The organism is Bacillus sp. FAU20 (assembly GCF_056033865.1).
Genome location: NZ_JBVYHY010000027.1, coordinates 373,342 through 400,000 on the forward strand (window position 1 = coordinate 373,342; position 26,659 = coordinate 400,000).

Genomic DNA, 26,659 nt, shown 5'->3' on the forward strand with positions numbered 1-26,659 from the left:
ATGAAAATCGTGAAAGATGAACGTTTAATGATTGAAGGGTTAAAACATATTAGATTAGCTTTCATTTTACAAAATATCGTCATACTAGCTATCGTCTTTTACCGCTATGTCTTGCAAGGGGCAGGATATGAAAGTGTTTCGGATTTATTAATGGTATTTATGGGCGGGATAATAATTATTAACTTTTTAAATCTGAAAAATTCAGTGGAAGTGTATGAGCATACGGGCGGAGTGTCGCGTCGTTATTTTATGAAGCTATTATTCATTCCGGTGGGTATTATTATTGGGATTTTAGCTATTTGTATCGTTGTAACACCAGATATTTCGATAAAGGAAATTAGTATGACAGGACTTATTATGTTTGCTTGTTTTTTAGTTCCTAGTTTGTTTATATACATATATATGAAAAAAATAAAAAGAGAAGATTGAAATATAAGAAAGGCTTTCCTGTATTGAGGAAAGCTTTTCTTATATCTTTTTATACAAAACTTTATGAAGGCCAATTGGTTCAATTTCAAAAATTTCACCATGTTCCTGAAAGCCTAAGCGCTTGTAATAGTCAGCTACAGTAATTCGGCCATTACACCATAACATATTTGCTTGACGCTCTTGTAAGATTTGTTCTGCATTCTGAATTAAGGAGCTTCCAGCGTGGTTGTTTCGAAACTCAGGTAATGTGGCCATTCCTCGTAGACGATAATGAATACCGGCTGGTAGGTCAGGATATATTTCTTTTGAGAAGGAAGCGATACTAATTAGTTCATCGTTTATAAATGCGCCTAAGTGGAAGGTGTCTGTTTCATAATCGGAAGGATATTTACAATCTGCTAATGTTTGATTGGGGCGTAAAATTTTTTGACGTAATACGTAAGTTTCAGATCCCTCAATATTTTTCACGATAATCATATTAACATCCTTTCTTATAAGGCTTTTTCTGTTAATTGTATAAAGAAATAAGCAGGTGCGGCGAGAAGTCCGAGTATGCTAGCAGTTCCGAGAAGGAGTGAAAGTAGGAGGCAAGAATATTTTATTCCATTCGATTTTTTCCATCCGTAACTACAAATCTCAATACTAACACCGATGAGAATAATGGCAATGAGTATTTCTGCTAATAATAAAAGAGCTAAAGTTACAATAGACATAATGTGATCCATCCTCATAATATGTGATAGTAACATTTTACCATATGAAGTTAAAAAAATGCCCCTCAATTATGTGAGGGGCATTTTTTTACTCTAATATGTTTTTTAGTGTATCGATATGTTCTTTTGAACCTGTTACAAGTAATGTGTCACCGTGTTGTAGTCTTGTATCACCATGTGGTATTAATGCTTTGTTACCGCGGTAGATTTGAATGACAAGTACATCACCTAAAAACGGGAGGCGGCGAAGCGCAACGCCGTTATATTTATTGCTGCGCAGTTCAACTTCACGTACTGTTTCGTTTGCTGTTGTAATTAAGCGAACGAGACTAGGTTTATCAATAAGTGCACGTAATAAAATACGTGTAGAGTTAATTGTTGAGAATACAGCGATATGTTCTTGCGTTGCTTTTTCTTGTAGAAGTGGATCTTCTACACTTGCAATAACATGTTCAACACCTAGCTCTTTTGCATGTTCTGCCAATAATAAGTTTTGTTCATCATCGCTTGTTGCAACAACGACGCGATCTGCATCAAATGCTGTTTGTTCAGTTAATGATGCGATTGTAATATCATCTAATTTCACGATAGGAAAGTCGTGTGATTTCGCTTCTTCATCATTTATTTTGTTTTGCCGCATCATATATAGCGTTACGTCATAATCTTCTCGTTTTAAATCTAGTGATAACGGAAGGGTAATTCTGCTCGCGCCAATAATAGCTACTTTTGGTTTTGGTGTTTCTACTTTTGGGAACATTTTTTTAAACAATATAGGTGCAAAAATACAAGTAATAACTGCGCTTAAAATAAGAGAGGCAGATAAACTTGGACTGATAATCCCCAGTTTTTCACCAATTTGTGCAGCCGCAATAACTAAAGAAAGTGTCGATGTTAATAAAATTGCACTTCCAAGTACGATATTACGTGGATACCATTTTCTTAAGACGAGTGATGGTAAGAGTTTCGAAATAAAGAGTCCTACAATTAAGATTGGGATCATTAGCATGCTAGAAGGTTCTTTGAAAATAGACCACACCTCTAGATTTACACCAACCATTACGAAGAAAATAGGGATGAAGAAACCATAGCCGATAGAATCAAGTTTTTCCACCATATCTTCATTTGGTGATAATAACGATACAAGTACACCTGCTAAGAAGGCTCCTAAAATATTTTCTGCTCCAACAGATTCCGATAACCCAACTAAGATTAAAATGAGTGCAAAAACAGCTCGTGTATCAATTTGTACACTACCAGCTTTTAAACTATCTAAGTATGGAATGTTTTTAAAGCGTTTTGCAATAAAGTAAATGATAATACCGGCACCGAATAGAATAAGTAAGAGCCACATACTTTGGCCGCTTTCGGAATTTAATCCGACGAAAACAGCGAGTAAAATCATTGTAACTAAATCTGCAATAACAGCAACTAATAAAATGATTTGTCCGATTGCAGTTTTTCCTAGGTTGTTCTCTTTTAATGTTGGTACAACAACACCTAAAGAAATAGTTGAAATAATTAAAGTCATGAACATTGCATTATCTACGAATCCTAGCCATACGAATAGTAATGATAGGGCATAAGATAAGATGAAAATAAATAAGAAGATAATGCTTGCTGCTTGAAATGTATTTGGTTCGTTTGTCGTATTCTTTTTCCCTTTTTGTTTAAAGATAGAAAAATCAATTTCTAAACCGCTTAAGAACATGAGGAAGATAAATCCTAATGTTGATAAAACTTGAAGCCATATATCTGGCTCAATAATATTAAACCCACTTTTACCTACAAAGATTCCTGCAATAATTTCTGCAACGACCACAGGAAGTGCTTTTAATTTAAAGCGTTGTAACAAAAGGGGAACGAAAAACGCGATTGCAACGACAACCATAAGTGATAGAACAGAAGTATGATGTTCCATTGCGTTCTCTCCCTTCAAATAAATATAGTACCTATTTAGCCATATAATAGGTAGAAAAGCAACGCATATGGATTCGATTTCATAAAGAAAGAGTTTTCTTAACATTTGTCATAATAAGTATATTTTTCATGATTATGTTGTTAATTCCGTAATGTGGATGTAATAGGGGAGAGGATAAAAAAGGACTGCTGAGCAATCTCAGCAGTCCTTTTCATGTACATTACATTGAGAAGAAGATCCATACAGTTAAACCAACAGTTGCGGTTGCAACGAAGAAACTGTAGATCATAGTAAGAATTTGAACTCTTCCTTCTCCTTCTTTTAAATGCATGAACATAATTAATTGTAACAACGCTTGCGCAACAGCCATTATGATAATGGTAGTTAAGATCGTTGATAGTGGCAGGTTTGTGTAAAGTGCCACGTATAGAGCTAGAAACGTTAGTGCAAGCGATAAAATAAATCCGAAAACGTGTGACCAAGGGAATCCGCTATGCGCATGCCCGTTTGCTTGATTGTTATTTTGACTCATTTACGCCACCATCCCGTTCAAGTAAACTAGTGTGTAAATAAAGACCCAAACTAGATCAAGGAAATGCCAGTATAAGCTGATAATAAATACTTTACGAGCTGTAACTGGTGTTAAACCTCGTTTTAAAATTTGGATAATAACACAAATTGCCCAAATGATACCGCCTGTTACGTGGGCTCCGTGCGTTCCAAGAAGAACGAAGAATCCAGATAGGAAAGCACTTGTTTGAATTGTTGCGCCTTCACCAATATACATAATGAACTCTTCAATCTCGAAGAATAGGAAGCCTGCACCTAAAAGTAATGTAAGGACGAACCATCCAAGCATCGCTTTTTGGTTGTGCTTACGCATTTCGTGAATCACGATACCACATGTGAAACTACTTGTTAAAAGTAGTAATGTTTGAATTAAAAGCGTTTTAAGTTCAAACAGTTGTGCTGGTGTTGGACCATCTGCCGTACGACCAGCAAGTACTAGATAAGAGGCGAAAAGTGTTGCGAACAGCATAATTTCAGCCCCAAGAAAAATCCAGAATCCTAGGATATTCAATCTGCTTTGTTCGGATTGATATTCCAAAGGTAAGCTTTTATCTAAAGCCGCCATATCATTTCACCTCTCATGCTACATGTTCTGATTTTTTAATTTCATCAACACTAATATAGTAACCTTCATCGTAATCGAATGAACGATAGATTAAGCAAGCTAAAATACCAATGCCGCCGATTGCTGCAAGCCAGAACCAGCTAAATACTAATGCGAAACCTGCAAGACCGAAGAATCCAGACGCAATAATAGGCACACCAGAGTTACTTGGCATGTGAATTGGTTTGATGTCTTCTTCTGCTGGTGTAACTGTTTCCCCGCGCTTCTTCATGTACCAGAAAGCATCAGCTTCTTTAATTTCAGGAAGTTTCGCGAAGTTGTAATGTTGTACAGGAGATTGAGTAGCCCATTCAAGTGTACGGCCATCCCATGGATCTCCAGTTGTGTCACGTTCACCGTGACGAGCACTCCAAATTACGTTGTAACAAAGAAGTAGGAAACCAATACCCATCATTACCGCACCAACAGATGCGATTTGGTTTAGCCATCCCCATCCAAGACTTTCAGAGTAAGTGTACATACGACGAGTCATACCATCTAAACCTAAGAAGTACATTGGGAAGAAACAGATGTTGAATCCGCTCATAAAGATCCAGAATGTCCATTTACCTAGGCGTTCATTTAACATATGACCAGTCATTTTTGGATACCAGAATGTAAATCCAGCAAGCATAGCGAATACTGTACCTGCGATTAATACGTAGTGGAAGTGAGCAATTAAGAAGTAGCTGTTATGGTACTGATAATCAGCTGCTGCCATACCAAGCATAACCCCTGTAACCCCACCGACTACGAAGTTTGGAATAAATGCCAATGACCAAAGCATTGGAACTGTAAAACGAATACGTCCTTTATACAGCGTAAACAACCAGTTAAAGATCTTAACACCGGTTGGAATCGAAATCGCCATTGTCGAAATCGAGAAGAATGAGTTAACCGCTGGACCTGCACCCATCGTGAAGAAGTGGTGAAGCCATACGACGAAACTTAGTAAAGAAATTGCAACCATTGAGTATACCATCGCACTGTAACCGAATAGACGCTTACGTGAGAATGTACTAATGATTTCAGAGAAAATACCGAATGCCGGTAAAATAACGATATATACTTCAGGGTGACCCCATACCCAGAATAGGTTGGCCCATAACATTGGCATACCGCCGCTCGCCATCGTAAAGAAGTGAGCATCGAATAGACGGTCAAATGTCATTAATGCAAGAGCAACTGTTAATACTGGGAAAGCGAAAATAATGATAATTGTTGTAATTAAGATTGACCAAGTAAACATTGGCATTCTCATTAAAGTCATACCAGGTGTACGCATTTTTAAGATAGTAACAAGGAAGTTAATACCTGTCATTAACGTACCGAGACCTGAAATCTGTAATGCAATTGCGTAGTAGTTATTTCCTACACCAGAAGTAAACTCTGTACCTGCCATTGGGAAGTAAGAAGTCCACCCAGCGTCTGGAGAACCACCGATTACGAAAGCGATGTTGAATAACATTGCTCCGACAAAGAATAACCAGAAACTTAAAGCATTTAAGAACGGATATGCAACGTCACGAGCACCAATTTGTAATGGTACTACAAGGTTCATTAATCCCATAACGAATGGCATTGCCATGAAAAGAATCATTACTGTACCGTGTGTTGTAAAGATCCCGTTATAGTGTTCAGCGTTTAAATAAGTTGTTTCTGGGAATGTTAACTGTGCACGGATCATTAAACCATCCATACCACCACGGAATAACATGATAACCGCAGAAATAATATACATAGCTCCGATTTTTTTATGGTCAACAGTTGTCAACCATTCGTCCCAAAGCCATTTCCATTTTTTATACTTTGTTAGTACGAAAATGATTGCTAATGTCACAAGAACGATAGAAGCGTCTGCACCGTAAATAATCGGGTCACCTGTGACAAAGAATTCATCAAGCTTCACTGTGTTCACTCCAATCTGTTGGAATAATAGCTATTATTTTTTGTTTTTGTAGTAGTTGTAATCACAATATTCAAGTGATTTTGGATCTACATAACTTAAGTGGTGACTAGAGAATGTCATACGACCAACTACACCAGGTTTAACAATTTCGTTGTACTTATCTTCTGTTAGTTTAGGAGCAGTTTGTTGTACTTCTTTAACCCACTTGTCATATTTCTCTTTAGTTTTTGCTTCAACTTCGAACTCCATGTGTGTGAATCCTTCACCAGAGAAGTTCGCGCTACGACCTAGGTAAGAACCTGGCTTATCAGCTTGTAAATAAAGATCCATAATCATGCCATCCATTGTGTACTTCATACCACCAAGTTCTGGTACCCAGAAAGCATTCATTGGGCCGACAGAAGTCAGTTTGAATTGAATTGGTACACCAGCTGGGATGTTTAAATAGTTAACGGTTTCAATTTTTTCCTCTGGGTAACTGAATAACCATTTCCAGTTTGCAGATGTAACATAAATTTCAACTGGTTTAATATGTTTGGACTCTTTCGGCACCTCTTCAGAAGCATAAGTTGCTTTTACTGTTGGAATCGATAATGCGATAACGATAATAACAGGAACAAGCGTCCAAATAATTTCTAGTAATGTGTTACCGTGTTGTTCAGGTGGCTCATAGTCCATATTCTCTGGTTTTTCACGATAACGAATCAAGATGACTGTAAACAGAATGAATACAATTGCGATAATTAATGACATAAGCAAGAATGACCAAACAATTAAATCATACTGTGCTTTTGCAACAGGTCCTTGCGGATTTAATACTGCGAGTTTTTTATCACAGCCACCGAGGAACAGAAGTAATGATAACGGAAGAAGCGAAGCCAACTTCCAAAACGCTTTCTTTAGTTGCACGATTGAAAATCTCCTTTCTCCTTGGATTGAAACTATGCCAATAAAACAATATAAACCTATTAATTTATAGAAGGCAATAGTTTTTGATATATTGTTAAAAAATAGACACAAATGCACACTTTTTAAGGTGAATATCATTTGTAACTTGATTACATTGTAAACTATTTTCCAGAGAAAAACGTGATTGTGAAAATTTTAAGATAAATAAAGTTATACCAGGATATCCAAGAAATAGAAAAAAGCTATCTTATCATAAGAAAGATAGCTGAATGTTTTGTATATTTAGTTTATTTATCGTGTGACAGTTCGCGGCTGTTCAAGTGTGACAATTTTTTTATATTTAACTTGGTATAAAATGTAACAAATAATCATAAATGGAATGCCACAATAAAGAGCAATTCTTTGATCTGGAATGAAAGCCAAACTAACAAATGTAATGAAATTGAGCGAGAATGCTACGATTGGAACTAGTGGATAGAGCGGTGTACGATATTTTAAATCATTTATGTCGCCACCATTTTTCACGAAATTTCTACGGAAGAAAAACTGTGAAGCGGCGATTGACATCCAAACGACAACGGCAGCCATTGCTGCAATAGATGTTAAAACTAGAAAGACAGTATCTGCTGCAAATACACTTGTTAATAAGGAAAGGCTAGCAAAAATCAGACTGAAAATTAATGCATTTAGCGGTACACCTTTTTTAGTTAATTTCGTAAATGCTGGGCTTGCCATTCCTTGTTTTGCCATCGCCCACAGCATACGAGAATTTGCGTATAGACCAGAGTTAGCAACGGATAATACAGCTGTAATAATAACAAAGTTCATAATGTCCGCTGCATATGGGACACCGGCTACATCAAAAACAAGTACAAACGGACTTTCGACTAGATTAGCCTCTTGCCATGGGAGTAAACCTACAACAACTGATATCGCTAAGACGAAGAAGAAGAGAGTTCGCCAAATTGTATTTTTGATCGCTTTTGGAATTGTTTTTTCAGGATTTTCACTTTCTCCTGAAGCGATTCCGATTAATTCTGTTCCTTGGAAGGAGTAATTTACTGTAATCATCGTAAGAAGAACAGCTAATGCACCATTTGGAAATAGCCCGCCATTTTCAGTGAAATTATGAAGCATCGGAGCTGGCTTTCCATTAAAGTCTAGTAAACCGAACATAACAGCCCCACCAAGTACAATGAAAATAACGATTGTTGCGACTTTTACACTTGCGAACCAAAACTCTGCTTCTGCATATGCTTTTGCTGATAAAGCGTTTACGAGGAAGAGCGCTGCTGCAAATGTAACGCACCAAATCCATGAAGAAACGTCTGGAAACCAGCGTTTCATTAAAATACTTACAGTTGTTAACTCTACACCAACTGTAACAGCCCAATTTAACCAATACATCCAACCGACAACAAATCCAAAACCAGGTGAAATGAATTTGCTTGCATAGCTTTGGAATGAACCTGCTTCTGGCATAGCAACAGATAATTCACCAAGACATAACATCGTTAAATACATAACAAATCCACCGACTAAAAATGCAAGAATAGCGCCACCAGGTCCGGCATTATGGACGATTTGACCAGATCCCATAAATAGCCCGGTTCCGATAACACCACCGAGTGCAATCATAAATAGGTGTCTACTTTTCATTGTTCGTTTTAAATTTGTTTGTTCAATTTGTTGATTCATATGCCCCTCACCCCGTATTTTCTTGAATGTGTGAACTTCATTTTATTCTGAGTTTTTAATCATTAGTGGGGGATGCAACACACACTCGGTTTATTTGCTATGAAATGAATGGAGTATGTAAAAAACGAACTATGACTAAATACTCTAAGAATGTTTGTTAACATGGTGATATCTTCACTATGTTAACAATTTTGATTTTAGCAAAATATTCTGGAAATGTATATTTATTTTTCTTTTTATTAAAAATAATTAGAATTTTTACAATTAATTTTATGAGCGATAATTCACATGATCTTTCTAGCAAACTAGTAAGAAGAAAGGTACAATGATAAGAGTTGTGTCTGTAAAATAATAATTAATGGAGTTTTGTTTATAATGAAAAAGTTAAAATATCTTTTTGTTTTTGGTATTATACTTGTTGCTGCATTTTTTATAGGGAAAGATAAAATCATGCAAAAGGCGCAAGTTTTACGCTTAGAGTTTCTATCTGAAATGAAAGAAGCAGCTATGATTGAAGATGTTCCGTTTATTAAACAATTACCAGAATTACCTCGAGGATGTGAAGTGACAAGTTTAGCTATGTTGCTGCAATATAAAGGTGTACAAGTAGATAAGATGCAACTTGCTAGCGAAATTTATCGTGTTCCATTTGAACAAAATGGTTTGCGTGGAAATCCTTACGAGGGATTTGTAGGAAATATTTATACAAAGGCAAAGCCTGGATATGGTGTATACAATAAACCAATCTTTGATTTAGCAGAAAAATATGTTCCTGAAAAAGTAATTAATTTAACAGGTAGAGACATGCAAGATATATATAAAGTAATTAGTTCTGGCTCCCCGGTATGGGTCATTATTAATACGACGTTTAAGCCGCTAGCTGAAAGTAGTTTTGAAACATGGAATACGAGTTCAGGCGAAGTGAAAATTACATATTATGAGCATAGTGCAGTAGTAATTGGATATGATCAAAACTTTGTATATGTAAATGATCCTCTGAAAAATAATCCACGTTTGGCTGTTCCACGAGCAGAATTTGAGAAAGCTTGGGAGCAAATGGGAAAACAAGCGATTACTATTTTATAATAAAGAAAAAGTCATCTTTTGGATGGCTTTTTCTTTTTGTTTTATTGTAATTGAAAATTCAGAAGATTCTTTTAAAAGTTAACAATTCACGTTATAATAACATTTAACTTGGTGAAGAAGGAGTGAAGGGGTATGGATGTTGCAAAGGAACTTGTTTTGTCAAAAAATCAGTTAGTTGAGTGGAGAAGGCATTTTCATAAGTATCCAGAGTTATCTTTTCAAGAAGAAAAAACATCGCAGTTTGTGTTCGATATACTTCGGAAATGCCCATATTTAGAAGTGTCACGGCCGACTAAATATAGTGTGATGGCAAAGTTAGTAGGTAAACAGCCGGGCAAAACAGTTGCGGTTCGAGCCGATATGGATGCTCTTCCTATTCATGAAGAAAATGAGTTTGACTTTATTTCTAAATATCCGGGTGTAATGCATGCATGTGGCCATGATGGACATATAGCGATATTACTTGGGGTTGTACATAAGTTAGTAGAAGCAAGAGAGAAGATTAAAGGGGAGATTCGTTTTCTATTCCAACATGCTGAAGAAAATTTTCCTGGTGGTGCAGAGGAGATGATTGCGGCAGGTGTAATGGAAGGTGTGGATTATATCATTGGTGCTCACCTTTGGGCGTCGTTAGAGGTTGGGAAAATAGGCGTTATTTATGGTCCTGCAATGGCTGCACCGGATGTTTTTAAAATTAGGATAGAGGGAAAAGGTGGACATGCTGGAATCCCTCATGAAACGGTAGATAGTATCGCAATCGGTACACAAGTCGTTTCGCAACTTCAGCAAATTGTATCTCGCCTCACGAATCCATTAGATTCTCTCGTAATATCCGTTACGCAATTTCATGCGGGGACAACTCATAATGTAATACCAGAGCAAGCGGAGATTGAAGGGACAGTGAGGAGTTTAAGACATGAGTTACGAGGTGAAACAGAGAAGAAGATTGAGCGGATTGTGAAGCATATTACGGAATCTTACGGAGCGAAATATACGTTTTCTTATGAATATGGATATCGACCAGTTGTAAATAATTATGAAGTTACAGAGCTTATTGAACAAACGGCATTACAACTTTATGGAAGAGATAGAGTTGTTCGTTTGCAGCCGACGATGGCTGGAGAAGATTTTTCAGCGTTTTTACAAAAGGCACCAGGGGCATTCTTTTTTATCGGAGCGGGAAATAAAGAGAAAGGTATTATATATCCTCATCATCACCCTCGTTTTACGATTGACGAAGATGCATTACCGATTGGAGTGGAAGTCTTTGTATCAGCCATTATGAACTTTATAAGTAAAGGAGAATGAGATGAAGAAAATACACATTCTAGCGCTTATCCCAGTTCTTTGTTTAGTAGTTGGGCCAATATTTGCGAATTCAGTTACTCCTTACGTATTAGGGATGCCATTTTTATTATTTTGGGTATTATTATCAGTGTTTATTACATCTCTTTGTATGGGGCTTGTGTACGTGTTTGATCCTGCTAATAAGGAGGATGTAAAATGACTGCATTACTTATCATTATTTTATTTTTGTTTCTCGCACTATTTTTAGGGATTCGGGCACAACATGGAAAAGATATGAATTTAGAGCAATGGTCAGTTGGGGGAAGAGGATTTGGCACTATTTTTGTTTTTCTCCTGATGGCAGGTGAGATTTATACGACGTTTACATTTTTAGGGGGAAGCGGCTGGGCGTATAGTAAAGGAGCACCTACCTTTTATATTTTGGGATATGGTGCTTTAGCTTATCTTTTATCGTATTTTTTATTACCACCAATTTGGAAGTATGCGAAAGAGCATAACCTTGTTTCGCAGTCGGATTTTTTTGCGAAGAAATATAGAAGTAAAGCTCTTGGACTTATTGTTTCAGTTGTTGGTGTTGTTTCCATCATCCCATATCTTGTTTTACAGTTAAAGGGACTAGGGATTATCGTTTCAGAAGCTTCTTACGGAAGGGTGTCACCTGTTGTTGCAGTATGGATTGGTGCTATTGTTATAACTATATATGTAATGGTTTCAGGTATACACGGTTCGGCTTGGACGGCTGCTTTGAAGGATATTATGATACTGTTTATCGTTATGTTTTTAGGTATATATTTACCGTATCATTATTATGGAGGATTTCAGCCTATGTTTGAGGCTGTAGAAGCAGCGAAGCCGGGATTTTTATCTTTACCTGAAGAAGGAATGAGTATTTCTTGGTTTGTTTCTACTATTATATTAACGGCCCTAGGTTTTTATATGTGGCCTCATACATTTGCTTCTGCTTTTTCTGCAAAAAATGAAAAAGTATTTCGTAAAAATGCAGCAATTATGCCATTGTATTCTTTAGTGTTACTTTTCGTATTTTTTGCAGGGTTTGCTGCTATATTGCAAGTTCCTGGGTTAAAGGGAGCGGATGTGGATCTTTCGTTATTCCGTCTTGCTTTACAAACTTTTGATCCTTGGTTTATTGGAATTATTGGTAGTGCGGGAGTATTAACGGCGTTAGTTCCAGGCTCTATGCTTGTTATGGCGGCTTCTACACTGTTAGCGAAAAATATTTATCGAACGATGGTTCCATCTGCTTCAGATAGACAAGTTGCTAAAGCTGCAAAGTTATTTGTACCTGTAGTAACGCTCGTAGCAGTTTTATTTACATTTAAAGGAGGAGAAACAATAGGAGCCCTTCTATTAATGGGGTACAGTATTGTTACACAACTTTTCCCTGCACTTGTATGTAGCTTGTTTCCACGTCAGGTTATTACGAAGCAAGGAGCGATTGCAGGAATGGGAATGGGGTTATTAGTTGTTGCATATATCACTTTATCGGGCTCTAATATAGCTACGATGTTTCCGAGTTTTCCGCAGTCTATAAAAGATTTAAATGTAGGTATAGTCGCATTGTTAATTAATATGATTGTGATGTTTGTAGTTAGTGGATTTACAAAAAGTGTATCTATAAAGAAAAACAGCATAATAGTAGAAAAGTAATTCGTTTATTAGAGCTATCTTTGAAAAGAGATAGCTCTTTTTTGTATATATTTTCTTCTATTAGCGGAATCTAACTAAAAACTTGTTGAAAAGGAAGTTAGGTGGGGAAATTGTTAGAGCTTGAAGGTAACTTATTTGAAGTTATGAAAGAAATTAGGGATGAGTTAGGTTCACCTAATGATTTAACAATTAGAGAAGTTGCTCTTGCTGGGAGTTTTACACGTTGTGCGGTTGTGTTTTTATGTGGGTTAACAGACAAGGATAATGTTTATAAATATGTCGTTCGTACGCTGCAATACGAAGAAATTCCAAGTGAGGAAGCCGTTGTTCAAACGTTATTGGATCGTTTTATTTCTATCGCAGAAGTTGGTGTAAAGACGAAGTTTCCAGACATTATGAATGCGATTTTAGCGGGAGATACAGTTATATTAATTGATAATATTCAAACTGCTATCGTTATTAATAGTAGGGCTTGGGAGAAGAGAAGTTTAGAACCACCAGTGACAGAAGATTTAATACGTGGACCGAGGATCGGATTAAATGAAGATATTAACGTGAATAAAATGTTAATTCGCCGTAGTTTACGTGACCCAAAGCTGAGATTTCAATCTTATATTATAGGGAAGAGATCCCAAAAAGAAGTAACTTTAGTATATGTAGAAGACGTTATTAATCCTTACATTGTAAAAGAGTTAGATCGGCGTCTTCAATCAATAGTGACAGATGTCGTTTTTGAGACGGGAACGATTGAGCAGTTAATTCAAGATAATAATTTGTCACCGTTTCCACAATTTTTGAACACAGAAAGGCCTGATAATATTGTGGCCTCATTAATGAAAGGTAAGGCGGCTATTTTAGTGGATGGATCACCGTTTGCTCTTATTGCGCCATTAGTATTTGTTGATATTTTTCAATCTGTGGAAGATCATTATGAGCGCTGGGTAATTGGGACTTTATTAAGAATTTTGCGGATGGGTTCTGGTATAATTGCGATTTTAATGCCAGCGATGTATGTAGCGCTCGTCTCATATCATCAAGGACTTATTCCTTCTAAATTGGCTTATTCAATTGCTGGAGCAAGAGAAGGGGTTCCGTTTCCTGCATATATTGAAACGTTAATGATGGCATTAACGATGGAGCTAATACGAGAAGCAGGAATTAGGTTGCCGAAACCGATGGGGCAAACAATTGGGATTGTAGGTGGTCTTGTAATTGGAGAGGCAGCGGTGAATGCAGGAATTGTAAATCCATTTTTAGTTATCATTATTGCGGTTACAGCTATTGCTACATTTTCACTTCCAGTGTATAGCATCACAATTACGTTTCGGATTTTACTTTTCGTCTTTGTATTAGCAGCAACGGCTTTTGGGTTGTATGGAATCATTCTAGCTCTTATTGCGCTTGCTGTTCATATTACAAATTTAACAAGTGTTGGTGTACCGTATACAACTCCAATTGCTCCTGCATTTTATAAAGATTGGAAAGAGGAGTTTATTCGCATGCCAAAATCAATGTTGAAAGAGAGACCGGAATATTTACAAACGAAAGATTCTACAGTACGTCCAAAGGAGCGAAAATAATTGAAACCATTTGAGTATGGCGATGAAGAAATTGGATCTCGGGAAATTGGGTTTGCGGTATCATCGACCATTATTGGTATAGGAGCATTATCTATGCCAAGGGATATTGCTAACCAAACTTTATTTTCAGATGGTTGGATTATTTTGCTTTTGGGTGGATTGATATGTGCAGTTTTAGGCTGGTTTGTAACGAGGGTGGCTATTTTATTTCCAAAACAAAACTTTGTTCAATATACGAGTGCACATTTGACAAAGCCGGTAGCATACACGATTAGTATGGTTTTAGTATTAACGTTTGCTGCTTTGACAGCATATGAATCGCGAATGATTTCAATTATTTCTCAAACGTATTTATTTAGTGAGACACCGATACAACTACTGTCTTTCTTCTTCTTACTAGTTGTTATTTACGGAATAGCAGGATCAAGAGCGGCCTTATTAAGGTTAAATGTTCTATTTTTACCTATTGTTTTAATTGCGATAGTGCTTCTTTCTTTATTGAATATAAATTTAATGGAAATAAACAATTTATTTCCAGCTTTTCAAACGGAAGTAAGTCAGTACGCTGTTGGGGTTAAAAATTCTATATTCACATTTATTGGATTTGAGGTAGCTCTGTTTTATGCTGTGTTGTTGAATGATAAGACAGCGAAAAAGGCACCAATGGCAGTTGCAAAAGCCGTGATAGTAAATGTGCTCTCATATATTTTAATTTATGTAACTTGTATTAGTGTTTTTACGTATATGACAACTCGTGGATTGACATATCCAACAATTGAATTAGGGAAAGAAATTGAAATTGGTGGAGGCTTTTTAGAAAGGTTCGATGCAATTTTTTTTACGACTTGGATTATTACTATTTATAACACTACAGCAATGTATTATGACGTCGCATCTTTATTGTTTTGTGCCATGTTTCCGAAAGTGAAGAAACATATTTTTATTTTCGGAAGCGCGCCTCTGATTTTTATGCTGAATATGCTCCCTGGTAATTTAGATACGTTATCAAGTTACGGAACGTATTTAGCGTGGATAGATATGGGGTTTGTCGTATTAGCTCCTTTGCTAGTTTTTATTGTATATAAAATGAAAAGAAGGAATGGTAGAAATGAAAAACCTTCTTAAAATTATAATGGTTATGGTTTTAGCTGGATTTATAAGTGGGTGTTCTGAACTAGAAGAAATAGAAGAAAGAGGATTTGTAGTAGGCGCAGCTTACGATATTGTGAAGAAAAAGAAATCAAATCCGATTATGAAAGGGACGTATCAGATGGTACTTCCCAGTAAGTTAGCACAACAAGGTGGACAGGGCGATGGAGATAGTGAAAATTATATTAACGTAAGTGCGAAAGCAGATAGCGTCTTCGAGCAAATAAGAATAATTGCTAAAAAAATTAGTCGAACATTATTTTTTCCGCATATACAAGTCATTATTTTTTCGGATGAATTACTAGCGAATCCGTATGTTTTGCAAAATACGTTAGATGTATATTTTCGTGATCATGAAATGAGAAGAAATATTCGTTTGTTCGTTTCCAAGAAAAATGCAGAATCTATTTTAAAACAGAGCGCCAAACCTGAAAACTTACCGGCGCAGTACATTGATATGTTAGCTGAACATCCTCCGAAAAACGCTCAAATGATTGAGGCGGCGAGAATTGGTGAGGTACAAGGGAAAATGATTGCAGATCGAAGTTTTGCATTACCTCTCTTAGGATTAACTAAACAAGGAGTACAAATGGAAGGAGCGGCATTGATCCGTGGAAAGGATAATAAGTGCGTTGGAACTTTGAGTGGAGAACAAACATTAGGAATGAACTATGTAATAGGTAAAAAAATTGGAGGTTTCTTTACTGTTCGTAAAAAGAATCAGCTCATTACATATGAAATTCATAAGTTGCGCCGAAAGATTCAGGTGTCTACTGAAAATGCTACAAAACCGAAGTTTGATATTCATTTGTCCACAGAAGGCATATTAGCTGAGTTACATTTTAATGAACCGAAACAAGTGATGAATGAAAAGTTTTTAAAGAAAGAGATTTCAAAGGAAATGAAGAAGCGTATTGAAAAGTCTATACAGCTTGTTCAAAAAAAATATAAGGTAGATGTATTGGAATTAGGAGAGGTATATAAGAGGCATAATTATAAAGAGTGGAAGAAAATTAGTAAGAATTGGGATCAAGGTCAGAATTATTTTAGTAATGCTGAAATTAATGTTCACGTTGATCCAACAATTGAACATTCAGGTTCAGCATTACCAAAGAAAGTGAAGTAAGGTGATGGAAGTTGTTTACTGGATTAGGAATTAGTTGCACAATATTAATAGCGATTCTTCCAGGAGCCATATACTTTATTCATAAGAAACTCACAACGTATGGAGCGCAACCTTGGAATACTGATGTGCAAAAAAAGAAACCTGAATGATTTCAGGTTTCTTTTATACAAAGCATATGTGAAGGGGGATACCTTCTATGTATGCTTTGCTTTATACAAGCCCTAACCAATGTACCAATTGTGTAGAGAGGAATGTCACAACAATAGCGATAACGGTAGGGATTGCAAACGATAAGAATGTCCATTTTGCACTTTTTGTTTCTTTATATATGTTAACCAGTGTTGTTCCACATGGGAAATGAAGAAGTGAGAACAACATTGTGTTTAACGCTGTTAACCAAGTCCAACCATTTTCTAAGAATAAATTTTTAATTTGATTAAAATCATCTATTTCAGTTAAAGCCCCGGTTGATAAGTAAGACATTAATAAAATTGGGATAACAATTTCATTTGCTGGTAGTCCAAGAATGAACGCAGCTAGAATAAAGCCATCAAGTCCTAACATTTTAGCGAATGGATCCAGGAAGTTTACAAAATACATAAGTAGACTTGTATCACCGATGAAAATATTAGCTAGTAACCAAGTTAATGCAGCCGCAGGGGCAGCTACAACAACAGCTCGTTTTAAAACATAGACTGATTTATCGAGTGTTGCACGCACAATTGTATTCCAAACCTTTGGCTTACGGTACGGCGGTAACTCAAGTGTGTAGTGAGTTGGAACGCCTTTTAAAGCTGTTTTTGATAGTACCCAAGAAACGGTTAATGTCATAATAATACCAATTACAACCATTCCAACTACAACGCCGGCAGTAACAAGTGTTTGCATACTACCTGTATAACCAGCAGCCATAAATAATGAGGCCATTAAAATTAACATAGGCCAGCGACCGTTACAAGGTACGAAGTTGTTTGTTAAGATTGCTAGCATACGTTCACGTGGTGATTCAATGATACGTGTTGACATAATGGCTGCTGCATTACAACCAAATCCCATTGCCATTGTTAAAGATTGTTTCCCGTGTGCACCGGATCGTTTGAATAAGCGGTCCATATTAAACGCGACACGTGGTAAGTATCCGTAGTTTTCTAATAGCGCGAACATAGGGAAAAAGATTGCCATAGGTGGTAACATAACGCTAATAACAGCACCGATACCACGGAATAAACCAAGTATTAAAATGCCGTGTAACCATTCAGGTGCATGTGCTGCTTGGAACCAAGATGTTAAATATCCTTCGGCCCATCCGAAGAATTCGGCAATCATATCAGATGGTACGTTAGCGCCTGCAATTGTAAGATAAAAAATAATAGATAAAATACCAAGCATAATTGGGAATCCCCATATTGGAGATGTGAAAACTTTATCTAGTTTTTCGGAACGATATAATTTATCAGTATTTGTATATTGGACGGATTCTTTACATATGCTTGCAGATGTTCGGTAAATATCTCCGACTATATCATCTCGTATATCTTCTTTTGAAAGTGTTTGTGCATGTTGAATAATATAGTCTAATGGAAGAGCTTTACTGGCTGAGTGAGATTCCATTAATTACGACCTCCCTTACAAGTGGTTCATTATGGTGTTTTTGAAGTGTAGTTAAGAAATTTTTATCTCCATCTAGTATACGTAACGCAATCCAACGTGCTGGATACGTATCACCGAACACTTTATAAATTTGTGGTTCTAATTCCTGAATCATATTTTCGATTTTTTCGCTGTAAGTAATTTTAATTGGTGTTGGAATTAGTTTTTTATTTGCTACTTTTGCAATAACATTCAGCAAATGACCAATACCTACTCGGTTACGTGCTGAAATTTTAACGACAGGCACACCAAGTGATTTTGCTAATTTCTTTTCATCGATAACGATGCCTTTTTTCTCAGCTTCATCAATTAAGTTAATACAAATGACTACGTTACTCGTCATTTCAATCACTTGAAGTGCTAAATTTAAATTTCTTTCCATTGCAGTTGCATCTACAACGACTACAGTTACTTCTGGTTTTTCAAATATAATATAATCCCTTGCTACTTCTTCATCCGCAGAGTTTGAATATAGTGAGTAAGTTCCAGGTAAATCTATTAATGTATATTTACTTCCGTTATGTTCATATTCCCCTTCAGCTTTTAAAACAGTTTTTCCCGTCCAGTTGCCAGTATGTTGTTTTAAGCCTGTTAAAGTATTAAATAATGTACTTTTCCCGGTATTCGGGTTACCAGCTAAAGCGATACGATGTTTGCTCATCTGAAATCATCTCCTATTAATACCCCGAAAATAAGGGAACTTTCTTCTTTGCGCAGTGCAATAGTTGTGTTGCTTACTTGATAAGCAACTGGATCTCCAAGTGGACTGCGTTGCAATACTTTAATCGTTGCCCCAGGGATAAATCCCAAATCTAATAAACGTCGTTTCATAGTTCCTTCTAATTGTATCTTCTCAATTTGTACAAACTCTCCTGTTCTAAATTCGGAAAGTGGTTTTGTATTAGCCGATACCATAAAAGTTACCTCATCTCTATATTGTTAGTTTAAGTTTAAAAAGTTTCCTAAGGTAAACTTTTTGTTAGTAATATAGTAGACCACGTTGGATTATGTTGTCAATTAGTACTTTAAAAATATTCATTTAATTTTAGAATTGTTCCAATTTATTTAGTTGTACTAAAAAATATTACTGAAATTCTTTTTAATGTTCACAAATTAGGCGTGTAAAAGTTACAAAATGCGCGGAATTGTAAATCTAACTTTAACTAGAAAGGGAAAAGATAGAAAAACATTTACATTGAATTTACATTGTTAAGAATAAATTTACATTACAGCATAGTTAGTGTGGTTTTTGTTGGATTCTTTAACTATAAATGTTGGGATTCCTAGCTTTTAAAGAGTATTATCGTCATTTACTTAAAATTAAAAATTGCTTAACACTCACATAATATTGTTGTCCTACAATGAATTTGTGTTCGAAAGAAAATGAATTCGAAAAGCGATAATCCAAATGGGGGTACAAGACATGGTTATGAAAAAAGGTATTAAATTTTCTTTAGCAGCTTTAGTGGTGGCAGGAGCGTTAGTTGGATGTGGGAAAGCAGAAGATACAGCTAGTAAAGAAACTGCTAAAGGAAGCGATAATACAAAACAAGAGTTATCAGGTACGATTGCAGCAGCTGGTTCTACAGCTCTTCTACCTCTTGCGGAGGAAGCTGGAAAGAAATTCATGGAGAAAAATTCAAAAGTTTCTATTCAAGTACAAGGTGGCGGTAGTGGAACTGGGATTAACCAAGTAGCATCGGGTGCAGTACAAATTGGTAATTCAGATGTTCCATCAGGAGATAAAATAAAAGATGCTGAAAAAGCGAAAGAATTAGTAGATAACAAGGTTGCGGGTATTGCATTCGCACTTGTCGTAAATAAAGATGTAAAAGTTGATAACTTAACAGTGCAACAAGTACAAGATATCTTCACTGGAAAAGTAACAAACTGGAAAGAGGTAGGCGGGAAAGATGAAAAAATCAACGTAATTAACCGTCCGGCTTCATCTGGTACACGTGCTACATTTGAAAAGACAGTTATGAAAGAAGCAAAGATTAATGATGGAACTGGTACGACACAAGATTCTAACGGTGCAGTAGAGCAAGCGATTAACTCTACTCCAGGTTCAGTAAGTTATTTAGCGATGTCTTACATGGTTGGCGACAAAAAAGGTGCACTACAAACAGTGAAAATTGATGGTGCTGAACCAAAAGTTGAAAACATTTCGTCTGGTAAATATCCATTCTGGTCTTACGAGTACATGGTAACAAAAGGTGAAGCGAAAGAAGCAACAAAAGCTTACATTGATTATGTAAAAGGTAAAGACTTTGAAAAGCAAGTAGAAGATATGGGTTACATCCCAATGTCTAAATTAAATAAGTAATAAAGTTTATGGGGCTGGCTGCAAGGCCAGTCCTGTTCATTTCAATCTATGAAGTGGGGTCTGACCTGTGATGAAGGGGAAAAAACAAATTAATTACGTAAAAAGTGAATATATAGGAAGATCGCTTGTTACGTTTTGTGGTATTTTTATTGTTTTAATTACATTAGCTATTATCGCGTTTATTTGTGGTAAAGGTATTCAATCTTTTACACAAAGCGGTATTTCATTTACTGAGATGTTAACATCCACAAAATGGAATCCAAATGCTGACGAAGGAACCTTCGGGGCTTTGATTTTCATTGTAGGTTCAACAGTGGTTTCGTTAGGTGCGGTTATTATTAGTGCGCCAATTGCTATAGCTCTTGCTATATTCATGAATTTAATTTCGCCGAAGTTTGGAAATAAAGTATTGAAGCCTGTTTTAGAATTATTAGTTGGTATTCCTTCGGTTGTATACGGGTTATTAGGGGTTACGATTTTAGTGCCGCTATTACGTGATTCGTTTGGAGGAGTGGGCTTTAGTTTAATTGCAGGTATTGTTGTATTAAGTATTATGATTTTACCTACTATTGCTAGTATCGCTTCTGATGCAATACGCTCTGTTCCATTTGATTATTTAGAAGCTTCTTATGGTTTAGGGTCAACGAAATGGCAAGCGGTTAGCCGAGTGATTGTTCCTGCTGCGAAAAAAGGGATTTTAACAGGTATTGTTTTAGGTTTAGCGCGTGCTTTTGGTGAAGCATTAGCGGTTCAAATGGTAATCGGGAACACAATTAAATTACCAGAAGGAATATACAGTCCGACAGCAACGTTAACTGGTATTTTGACAATGGACATGACAAATACATTAAACGGAACTGCTTGGAACAATGCGCTATGGACTTTAGCGATGATTTTACTTGTTATTTCATTCCTGTTTATTTTAGTAATTCGAGCGATTGGGCAAAGAGGTGAGCGATAATAATGAATGCAAGAACGGTAAATAAAGTTTGGACAGGTATCTTTTATGCAGTTGCAGCTTTTGTTGTAGCTTTACTAGTATTCTTAGTGTTTGAAATTCTGCAAAAGGGATGGGGATTTTGGGATCCTAATTTCTTGTTTGGAGAACCAAGTAATACAAGAGCTGGTGGTGGGATTGGTCCACAGTTATTCAATTCCTTCTACATGCTTGTTATAACGCTTGTTATATCTATTCCTCTTGGTTTAGGTGCTGGAATATATTTAGCGGAGTACGCAAAACAAGGACGTTTTTTAAATTTTGTTCGTTTATGTATTGAGACAATGGCGTCTTTACCTTCGATTGTTGTTGGTTTATTCGGTTTGTTAGTGTTCGTTACAATGACAGGCTGGGGATACACAGTAATGGGTGGTGCTCTTGCTTTAACTATTTTAAATTTACCAGGTTTAACACGTGTTTGTGAAAATGCGATTTCAGAAGTTCCTCATAATGTAAAAGAGGCAAGTCTTGGATTAGGTGCAACGAAGTGGCAAACGATTGCTCGTATTATTATCCCATCGTCATTACCGCAAATTATTACAGGTATTATTTTAGCGGCGGGTCGTATATTTGGAGAAGCGGCAGCATTAATTTACACAGCGGGTTTAACATCGCCGATTTTAAATTCAGCAGCGGATTTCTCAAGTCCTGCGCATCCTTTAAATCCGTTTAGACCAGCTGAAACATTAGCGGTTCACATTTGGAAATTAAATTCTGAAGGAGTTATTCCAGATGCGAAGTTGATTGCGACAAAATCTGCAGCTGTATTAATTATTATGGTATTATTATTCAATGTTATTTCACGCTTGGTAGCGTCTATATTACACAAGCGTTTTACAGGAACGAAAAGAAAAAGTAAAACGACGAAGAAGGTAAAAGCGGCATAAGTTACAAAGGAGAACTCTCTATTTATAAGTAGGGGGTTCTTTTGTATTTTAATATAGAAGGAATGGATGTAATGATTGTTGAATTTGTAATTAATTATAAAGAAGAACAGATGTAATTTAGAGAGGAGTTTTAATTTGTTTTTTCTGCAAATGTCAGGTTTTCCTGGGTCAGGAAAATCGACAGTTTCTAAGTATATAGCGAAATCAACAGGTGCTGTAATTGTAGATCATGATGTTTTGAAATCCGCGTTGTTAAAATCATTAAAAGTAAAAGGAATTGAATCAACGATTGTTGGAGGGCTTGCGTATGATGCTGAATGGGTATTGATTGATTCTTATTTAGAACAAGGGCATAGTGTTATATTGGATAGTCCGTGTTTATATGAGGGAATGGTTGAAAAAGGGATTGAACTATCAAATAAACATGGTGTGAAATATAAATATATTGAGTGTTATCTTAATGATATGGAAGAGATTAATAGGAGACTGCAAACACGTAAGCGTATGATCAGTCAAATTGAAAAGGTGGAGTCGGAAGTAGGTTTTAAAAAGTGGTTAAATGGTAGTAAAAGACCTTCAAATAATGAATATCTTATTGTGGATTCTAGTAAACCTATAGAGCGATATGTGGAAAAAATGATGCATTATATGATTAAGTAGAGAAAAGGCGTTATCTTCATTTTTGAAGATAACGCCTTTTGTTTTTAAATATCAGGTGTTTCTGTAGAAGTGCTGATTTTCCTACGGGAGCGTCTTTTTCTCCCAATTTTATCTAACAGTTCATACATAACTGGAACGACTACTAATGTAAGAACAGTTGAGACTGCCAAACCACCAATGACAACGACGGCTAAACTTTTTGATACCATACTTCCTGCTTGGGATTGGCCAAATAGGAGTGGGAGCATAGCAACGATTGTTGTAATAGCTGTCATAATAATTGGGCGTAGTCTAGTAGAACCTGCTTCAAGTAAGGCTTCTCTTGTTTCCATTCCGTGTTCCCGATTTTGTTGGACTCTTTCTATTAATACAATAGCGTTTGTAACAACAATACCGATTAACATTAATGCGCCAATTAAGGAATTTACATCAACAGGTGTTCGTGAAATGATTAATCCTAAAATACCACCGACAGCAGCTAGCGGCAAGGAGAATAGGATTGCAAAAGGAGCACGTGCTTGCCCGAAGGTGATAACCATAATTAAATATACAATACCGATTGCAATCCCCATAATTTTGAATAAATCCGTAAAATTCTCTTGCATAGATTCAGTAGCTCCTGCGATATTTACTTTTGCACCGCTAGGTAAATCTAAGTCAGTCATCGCTTTATTTACTGCTGTGTTTACTTTGCTCAAATCTTCATTTGAAGCTTCGGCGGTAATTTGGATTGTTTCTTTTCCATCTTTATGGAAAATTTCTGTTTGCGTTTGTTTTTCTGAAATAGTTGCGATGTCTTTTAAAGGTATTGGGCCATTAATAGGTGATAGTATGTTTGTATTTAAAATATCTTCTTGTTTATTAATGTTTTCTTTTTTGTGTTCTATCATAATAGTAGTTTTTTCGTTATTAATTGTAATTTCGCCAATAGGTGATTTCTTCATAAGGAATGCTACTTGTTGCGCAGCTATTTCTGGTGTTAAACCTAGTTGTTCAGCCTTTGTTTGATCAATATGAATTTGCCATTCTTTCTTAGAGTCTTCTAAATTTGTTTTTACTTTAGAAAGATCATCCATGCTTTTTAGTTTTGTTTCAACGATAGTAGCCGCCTCTTTTAAATTCGCTTCGTTAGTAGCTGTTACGTTAAATTGTAAGTTATTGCCGCCGCCAGAGCTTGAATAACTTGTTTTTATATAATCAAGTTCAGCAGGCTCAAAAGTTTTATTTTCCTTTTTTAACTCTTTAATATATTGATCAATATCAGAACCTTTTTTAAAGACTACGAATATACTAGCGAGGTTATTTTTAGTTGTTTGCCCCCATTGTGCATCTTCTGCGCTAGATCCCATTCGTAAAATAACGTCTGTTATATCTGAATTAGAAAGTAATTTCTTTTCAAAATCAAATGCTTTTTGTTTTTGAGATTCAGCATTATAATCTGCTGGAAATGTCATGTTAATAGATAACATTGTGTCGTCTTCAGATTTTATGTTTGCTTTCGGTAGTAATATATAGGCTGCAATTGATCCTACAAATAATAAAAATGCAGTAAGTAGAATAATGAATTTATGAGAAAGAGCCCACTTTAACGTAGCGACATATCGTGATGAAGAACTTGGCTTTCGATGCTTTGTTTTTTTGAGTAGTAAAAAAGCCATAAGTGGAACAACTGTTAGTGCAACGATTAAGGATGATAGAATAGAATATACAACTGCTAATACCATAGGTAACATTAATTTTCCGATTGCTCCTGATACGAGGCCGATAGGTAAAAAAACAGCAACCGTTGTTAAAGTAGAAGAAGTAATTGCGACTGCGACTTCTTTCGTTGCATCGAGAATGATATCTTTAGAGAAAGAATCTTTTTGTAAACGGCGGAAAATATTCTCGATGACAACGATACTATCATCGACGAGACGTCCAACTGCAACAGCTAAACCACCGAGTGTTAAAATGTTAAGCGTAATGTTAGATTGATGTAGTAAAAAGAGTGTTAATAAAATAGATAATGGAATACTGACAACAGCGATGAGTGTTGTTCGGAAGTTACGTAAAAAGATTAAGATAATTAGAGTTGCAGCGATTGCTCCAAGTATTACTTCTTTTCCCATGTTAGTAACAGCATTTTCAACTTGTTCATGGGTTGAAGCCAAAAGTTTAATAGAAAATTGATCTTTATATTCCTTATCTATCTCTTTAACTTTTTTATCAATCTCTTTTCCAATGGCAACTGCATTTTTACTCGGTTCTTTCATGATGATTAATCCTGTGCCTTCTTCTCCGTTTATATGTGAGATTGTATCGTAGTGTTGTTTAATTTCAATTTGAGCAATGTCTTCCAATTTCACCTGGGGTGCCACAGTGATGTTTTTAATGGCATTTACATTTTTTATGTCCCCAATGACGCGGAGGTTGTATTCTTCCTGATTAACAGTAATTGCCCCAGCTGGAGTAGAAGTTTCTTTTCCTTGTAAAACAGTTAGTACCTGCTGTGATGTTACGTTTTTATTTTTTAATTGGTTCGGATCAAGTACGATAGATAATTCAGAGGTGGATTTTCCGAAAAACATAACGTTGGCAACACCATCAATGTTTTCGAGTTGTGGTACGATTTCTTTTTCAATTTGTTTTTCATCTGCTTTTGAAAAACCGTTTTGTTTCTGGATAGTAATTTGAGCGAGTGGAATCATAGAAGTGTTTAATTGACTAACTACGGGCTTGGTTACATCTTTAGGTAATTTAATTGTATTGACGGCTTTTTCGACTTCGCGTGCTGCATCTTTCATGTTTGCTTTTGATGTATACGCAATGTCAATACGTGATAATCCCTCGTATGTAGAAGAAGTAATGGTGTCGACGTGTTCTAAATTGCGAAATTGTTTTTCGAGAGGGTCAGTTACATCCTTTGTCATCGTTTCAGCGTCGAGTCCTTGAGATAAGGTTGTGACGGTAATTGCCGGATTGTCGATACTTGGTAAAAATTCCATAGGTAATTTAGAGCCGGAATAAACACCGAGTATGGAAATGAGAAAGATCATGATGATAATGGCAGCTCGGTTTTTTAATGAAAACTTTGTTAACCTATCCATAAAATAATTCCTCCATTGGTTTATTTATAGTTGAGTGCGTCCTTTCTTACTATATAACAAAAAATGGATATTTTTCATTAATTAAATGTAAAAAAATTCTAACAATACCCTTAAGTTTATATTAGGATTGGAATGTTGTTAATTTGTAGGGGGGAATTTTCGAATGAGAAGGAAGGGGATAATGCGCGTGAGTGACTGTTTAATGTAGATGGGATTTTTTCTTACGGCTAATTTGTATAGTTATTTTATAGAAGGATAATTATTATAAACCTTAATATAGAAGAGAATGAAAATTTGGGAAGGTATTGTGAAATTCAATTTTGTTGAATGAAGTGTAGTAGTATACAATCAGAATAACTATTTTTAGTAGAGAGGATAATAGT

At 35.9% G+C, this 26,659-nt stretch carries 24 protein-coding genes; 12 read left to right on the forward strand and 12 right to left on the reverse strand.

Features of this window, described 5'->3' with window-relative positions:
* Positions 1–429: a hypothetical protein gene (locus AC0OM3_RS27515; RefSeq protein WP_000706629.1), complete on the forward strand. Its 429-nt coding sequence runs from the start codon at positions 1–3 to the stop codon at positions 427–429.
* Positions 430–468: 39 nt separating this feature from the next.
* On the opposite strand, the gene AC0OM3_RS27520 is transcribed toward AC0OM3_RS27515, so the two are convergent.
* The 8 genes from AC0OM3_RS27520 to AC0OM3_RS27555 all read right to left on the reverse strand — a co-directional run bounded on the left by AC0OM3_RS27520 (position 469) and on the right by AC0OM3_RS27555 (position 8,750).
* Positions 469–906: a GNAT family N-acetyltransferase gene (locus AC0OM3_RS27520; RefSeq protein ID WP_000587679.1), complete on the reverse strand. Its 438-nt coding sequence runs from the start codon at positions 904–906 to the stop codon at positions 469–471.
* 14 nt (positions 907–920) lie between these two features.
* Positions 921–1,178 (reverse strand): DUF4022 family protein, encoded by a 258-nt coding sequence (locus AC0OM3_RS27525; RefSeq protein ID WP_003300023.1) that lies wholly within the window; start codon positions 1,176–1,178, stop codon positions 921–923.
* Positions 1,179–1,230: 52 nt separating this feature from the next.
* Positions 1,231–3,060, reverse strand: a complete 1,830-nt coding sequence (locus AC0OM3_RS27530; RefSeq protein ID WP_000399958.1) for a monovalent cation:proton antiporter family protein — start codon at positions 3,058–3,060, stop codon at positions 1,231–1,233.
* A 220-nt stretch (positions 3,061–3,280) separates the two neighbouring features.
* On the reverse strand, positions 3,281–3,592 hold the full coding sequence (gene qoxD, locus AC0OM3_RS27535) for a cytochrome aa3 quinol oxidase subunit IV (RefSeq protein WP_000081349.1): 312 nt from the start codon (positions 3,590–3,592) through the stop codon (positions 3,281–3,283).
* Positions 3,593–4,195 carry a cytochrome aa3 quinol oxidase subunit III gene (gene qoxC, locus AC0OM3_RS27540; protein ID WP_000729317.1) on the reverse strand — a complete coding sequence of 201 codons (603 nt, stop codon included), beginning with the start codon at positions 4,193–4,195 and terminating at the stop codon, positions 3,593–3,595.
* A 13-nt stretch (positions 4,196–4,208) separates the two neighbouring features.
* Complete coding sequence (gene qoxB, locus AC0OM3_RS27545; protein ID WP_000762377.1) at positions 4,209–6,143, reverse strand: cytochrome aa3 quinol oxidase subunit I; 1,935 nt, start codon at positions 6,141–6,143, stop codon at positions 4,209–4,211.
* A gap of 33 nt (positions 6,144–6,176) precedes the next feature.
* A complete protein-coding gene (locus AC0OM3_RS27550) occupies positions 6,177–7,052 on the reverse strand; it encodes a cytochrome aa3 quinol oxidase subunit II (RefSeq protein ID WP_001176167.1) in 876 nt (291 codons plus the stop codon).
* A gap of 291 nt (positions 7,053–7,343) precedes the next feature.
* Positions 7,344–8,750: an amino acid permease gene (locus AC0OM3_RS27555; protein WP_001075768.1), complete on the reverse strand. Its 1,407-nt coding sequence runs from the start codon at positions 8,748–8,750 to the stop codon at positions 7,344–7,346.
* Positions 8,751–9,125: 375 nt separating this feature from the next.
* Between AC0OM3_RS27555 and AC0OM3_RS27560 the strand changes: the two genes are divergently transcribed.
* The 7 genes from AC0OM3_RS27560 (at position 9,126) to gerLC (ending at position 16,667) form a co-directional block, all read left to right on the forward strand.
* The gene (locus AC0OM3_RS27560; protein ID WP_000734496.1) at positions 9,126–9,836 is read left to right on the forward strand and encodes a C39 family peptidase; all 711 of its coding nucleotides are present in this window, start codon (positions 9,126–9,128) and stop codon (positions 9,834–9,836) included.
* 132 nt (positions 9,837–9,968) lie between these two features.
* On the forward strand, positions 9,969–11,144 hold the full coding sequence (locus tag AC0OM3_RS27565; RefSeq protein WP_000382121.1) for an amidohydrolase: 1,176 nt from the start codon (positions 9,969–9,971) through the stop codon (positions 11,142–11,144).
* Position 11,145: 1 nt separating this feature from the next.
* Positions 11,146–11,343, forward strand: a complete 198-nt coding sequence (locus tag AC0OM3_RS27570; protein WP_000719836.1) for a DUF3311 domain-containing protein — start codon at positions 11,146–11,148, stop codon at positions 11,341–11,343.
* Complete coding sequence (locus tag AC0OM3_RS27575; protein ID WP_000125940.1) at positions 11,340–12,812, forward strand: sodium:solute symporter family protein; 1,473 nt, start codon at positions 11,340–11,342, stop codon at positions 12,810–12,812. Before AC0OM3_RS27570 ends, AC0OM3_RS27575 begins: the two co-directional genes overlap by 4 nt.
* A gap of 101 nt (positions 12,813–12,913) precedes the next feature.
* The gene (gene gerLA / locus AC0OM3_RS27580; protein WP_003300032.1) at positions 12,914–14,392 is read left to right on the forward strand and encodes a spore germination protein GerLA; all 1,479 of its coding nucleotides are present in this window, start codon (positions 12,914–12,916) and stop codon (positions 14,390–14,392) included.
* The gene (gerLB, locus tag AC0OM3_RS27585; protein ID WP_000801999.1) at positions 14,393–15,517 is read left to right on the forward strand and encodes a spore germination protein GerLB; all 1,125 of its coding nucleotides are present in this window, start codon (positions 14,393–14,395) and stop codon (positions 15,515–15,517) included.
* On the forward strand, positions 15,501–16,667 hold the full coding sequence (gerLC, locus tag AC0OM3_RS27590) for a spore germination protein GerLC (RefSeq protein WP_000793363.1): 1,167 nt from the start codon (positions 15,501–15,503) through the stop codon (positions 16,665–16,667). Before gerLB ends, gerLC begins: the two co-directional genes overlap by 17 nt.
* A gap of 210 nt (positions 16,668–16,877) precedes the next feature.
* On the opposite strand, the gene AC0OM3_RS27595 is transcribed toward gerLC, so the two are convergent.
* Genes AC0OM3_RS27595 through AC0OM3_RS27605 form a run of 3 tightly spaced genes read right to left on the reverse strand, consistent with a single transcriptional unit; the run spans position 16,878 to position 19,232 of the window.
* Positions 16,878–18,278, reverse strand: coding sequence for a nucleoside recognition domain-containing protein (locus AC0OM3_RS27595; RefSeq protein ID WP_000443617.1), 1,401 nt, complete (start codon positions 18,276–18,278; stop codon positions 16,878–16,880).
* Positions 18,256–18,978 (reverse strand): FeoB small GTPase domain-containing protein, encoded by a 723-nt coding sequence (locus tag AC0OM3_RS27600; RefSeq protein ID WP_000033859.1) that lies wholly within the window; start codon positions 18,976–18,978, stop codon positions 18,256–18,258. The genes AC0OM3_RS27595 and AC0OM3_RS27600 overlap by 23 nt, the downstream gene beginning before the upstream one ends.
* Positions 18,975–19,232: a FeoA family protein gene (locus AC0OM3_RS27605; RefSeq protein WP_000252992.1), complete on the reverse strand. Its 258-nt coding sequence runs from the start codon at positions 19,230–19,232 to the stop codon at positions 18,975–18,977. Before AC0OM3_RS27605 ends, AC0OM3_RS27600 begins: the two co-directional genes overlap by 4 nt.
* Positions 19,233–19,740: 508 nt before the next feature.
* Here AC0OM3_RS27605 and AC0OM3_RS27610 point away from each other — a divergent pair.
* The 4 genes from AC0OM3_RS27610 to AC0OM3_RS27625 all read left to right on the forward strand — a co-directional run bounded on the left by AC0OM3_RS27610 (position 19,741) and on the right by AC0OM3_RS27625 (position 23,187).
* The gene (locus AC0OM3_RS27610) at positions 19,741–20,643 is read left to right on the forward strand and encodes a phosphate ABC transporter substrate-binding protein PstS family protein (RefSeq protein ID WP_000245105.1); all 903 of its coding nucleotides are present in this window, start codon (positions 19,741–19,743) and stop codon (positions 20,641–20,643) included.
* A gap of 70 nt (positions 20,644–20,713) precedes the next feature.
* A complete protein-coding gene (gene pstC, locus AC0OM3_RS27615; protein WP_000676674.1) occupies positions 20,714–21,604 on the forward strand; it encodes a phosphate ABC transporter permease subunit PstC in 891 nt (296 codons plus the stop codon).
* A 2-nt stretch (positions 21,605–21,606) separates the two neighbouring features.
* Positions 21,607–22,527, forward strand: a complete 921-nt coding sequence (gene pstA, locus AC0OM3_RS27620) for a phosphate ABC transporter permease PstA (RefSeq protein ID WP_000994135.1) — start codon at positions 21,607–21,609, stop codon at positions 22,525–22,527.
* A gap of 135 nt (positions 22,528–22,662) precedes the next feature.
* Positions 22,663–23,187 (forward strand): P-loop nucleotide/nucleoside kinase family protein, encoded by a 525-nt coding sequence (locus AC0OM3_RS27625; RefSeq protein WP_000465766.1) that lies wholly within the window; start codon positions 22,663–22,665, stop codon positions 23,185–23,187.
* A gap of 44 nt (positions 23,188–23,231) precedes the next feature.
* On the opposite strand, the gene AC0OM3_RS27630 is transcribed toward AC0OM3_RS27625, so the two are convergent.
* Positions 23,232–26,276, reverse strand: coding sequence for an efflux RND transporter permease subunit (locus AC0OM3_RS27630; protein WP_000375533.1), 3,045 nt, complete (start codon positions 26,274–26,276; stop codon positions 23,232–23,234).
* Positions 26,277–26,659: the final 383 nt, after the last annotated feature.

Coding starts and splice junctions, on each gene's coding strand:
- qoxC (WP_000729317.1), bottom strand. CDS start 4,195: ATGGCGGCTTTAGATAAAAGCTTACCTTTGGAATATCAATCCGAACAA.
- pstC (WP_000676674.1), top strand. CDS start 20,714: ATGAAGGGGAAAAAACAAATTAATTACGTAAAAAGTGAATATATAGGA.
- AC0OM3_RS27555 (WP_001075768.1), bottom strand. CDS start 8,750: ATGAATCAACAAATTGAACAAACAAATTTAAAACGAACAATGAAAAGT.
- AC0OM3_RS27610 (WP_000245105.1), top strand. CDS start 19,741: ATGGTTATGAAAAAAGGTATTAAATTTTCTTTAGCAGCTTTAGTGGTG.
- gerLC (WP_000793363.1), top strand. CDS start 15,501: ATGAAAAACCTTCTTAAAATTATAATGGTTATGGTTTTAGCTGGATTT.
- AC0OM3_RS27530 (WP_000399958.1), bottom strand. CDS start 3,060: ATGGAACATCATACTTCTGTTCTATCACTTATGGTTGTCGTTGCAATC.
- pstA (WP_000994135.1), top strand. CDS start 21,607: ATGAATGCAAGAACGGTAAATAAAGTTTGGACAGGTATCTTTTATGCA.
- AC0OM3_RS27565 (WP_000382121.1), top strand. CDS start 9,969: ATGGATGTTGCAAAGGAACTTGTTTTGTCAAAAAATCAGTTAGTTGAG.
- AC0OM3_RS27630 (WP_000375533.1), bottom strand. CDS start 26,276: ATGGATAGGTTAACAAAGTTTTCATTAAAAAACCGAGCTGCCATTATC.
- qoxD (WP_000081349.1), bottom strand. CDS start 3,592: ATGAGTCAAAATAACAATCAAGCAAACGGGCATGCGCATAGCGGATTC.
- AC0OM3_RS27605 (WP_000252992.1), bottom strand. CDS start 19,232: ATGGTATCGGCTAATACAAAACCACTTTCCGAATTTAGAACAGGAGAG.
- AC0OM3_RS27520 (WP_000587679.1), bottom strand. CDS start 906: ATGATTATCGTGAAAAATATTGAGGGATCTGAAACTTACGTATTACGT.
- AC0OM3_RS27560 (WP_000734496.1), top strand. CDS start 9,126: ATGAAAAAGTTAAAATATCTTTTTGTTTTTGGTATTATACTTGTTGCT.
- AC0OM3_RS27575 (WP_000125940.1), top strand. CDS start 11,340: ATGACTGCATTACTTATCATTATTTTATTTTTGTTTCTCGCACTATTT.
- AC0OM3_RS27515 (WP_000706629.1), top strand. CDS start 1: ATGAAAATCGTGAAAGATGAACGTTTAATGATTGAAGGGTTAAAACAT.
- AC0OM3_RS27570 (WP_000719836.1), top strand. CDS start 11,146: ATGAAGAAAATACACATTCTAGCGCTTATCCCAGTTCTTTGTTTAGTA.
- AC0OM3_RS27600 (WP_000033859.1), bottom strand. CDS start 18,978: ATGAGCAAACATCGTATCGCTTTAGCTGGTAACCCGAATACCGGGAAA.
- AC0OM3_RS27525 (WP_003300023.1), bottom strand. CDS start 1,178: ATGTTACTATCACATATTATGAGGATGGATCACATTATGTCTATTGTA.
- AC0OM3_RS27595 (WP_000443617.1), bottom strand. CDS start 18,278: ATGGAATCTCACTCAGCCAGTAAAGCTCTTCCATTAGACTATATTATT.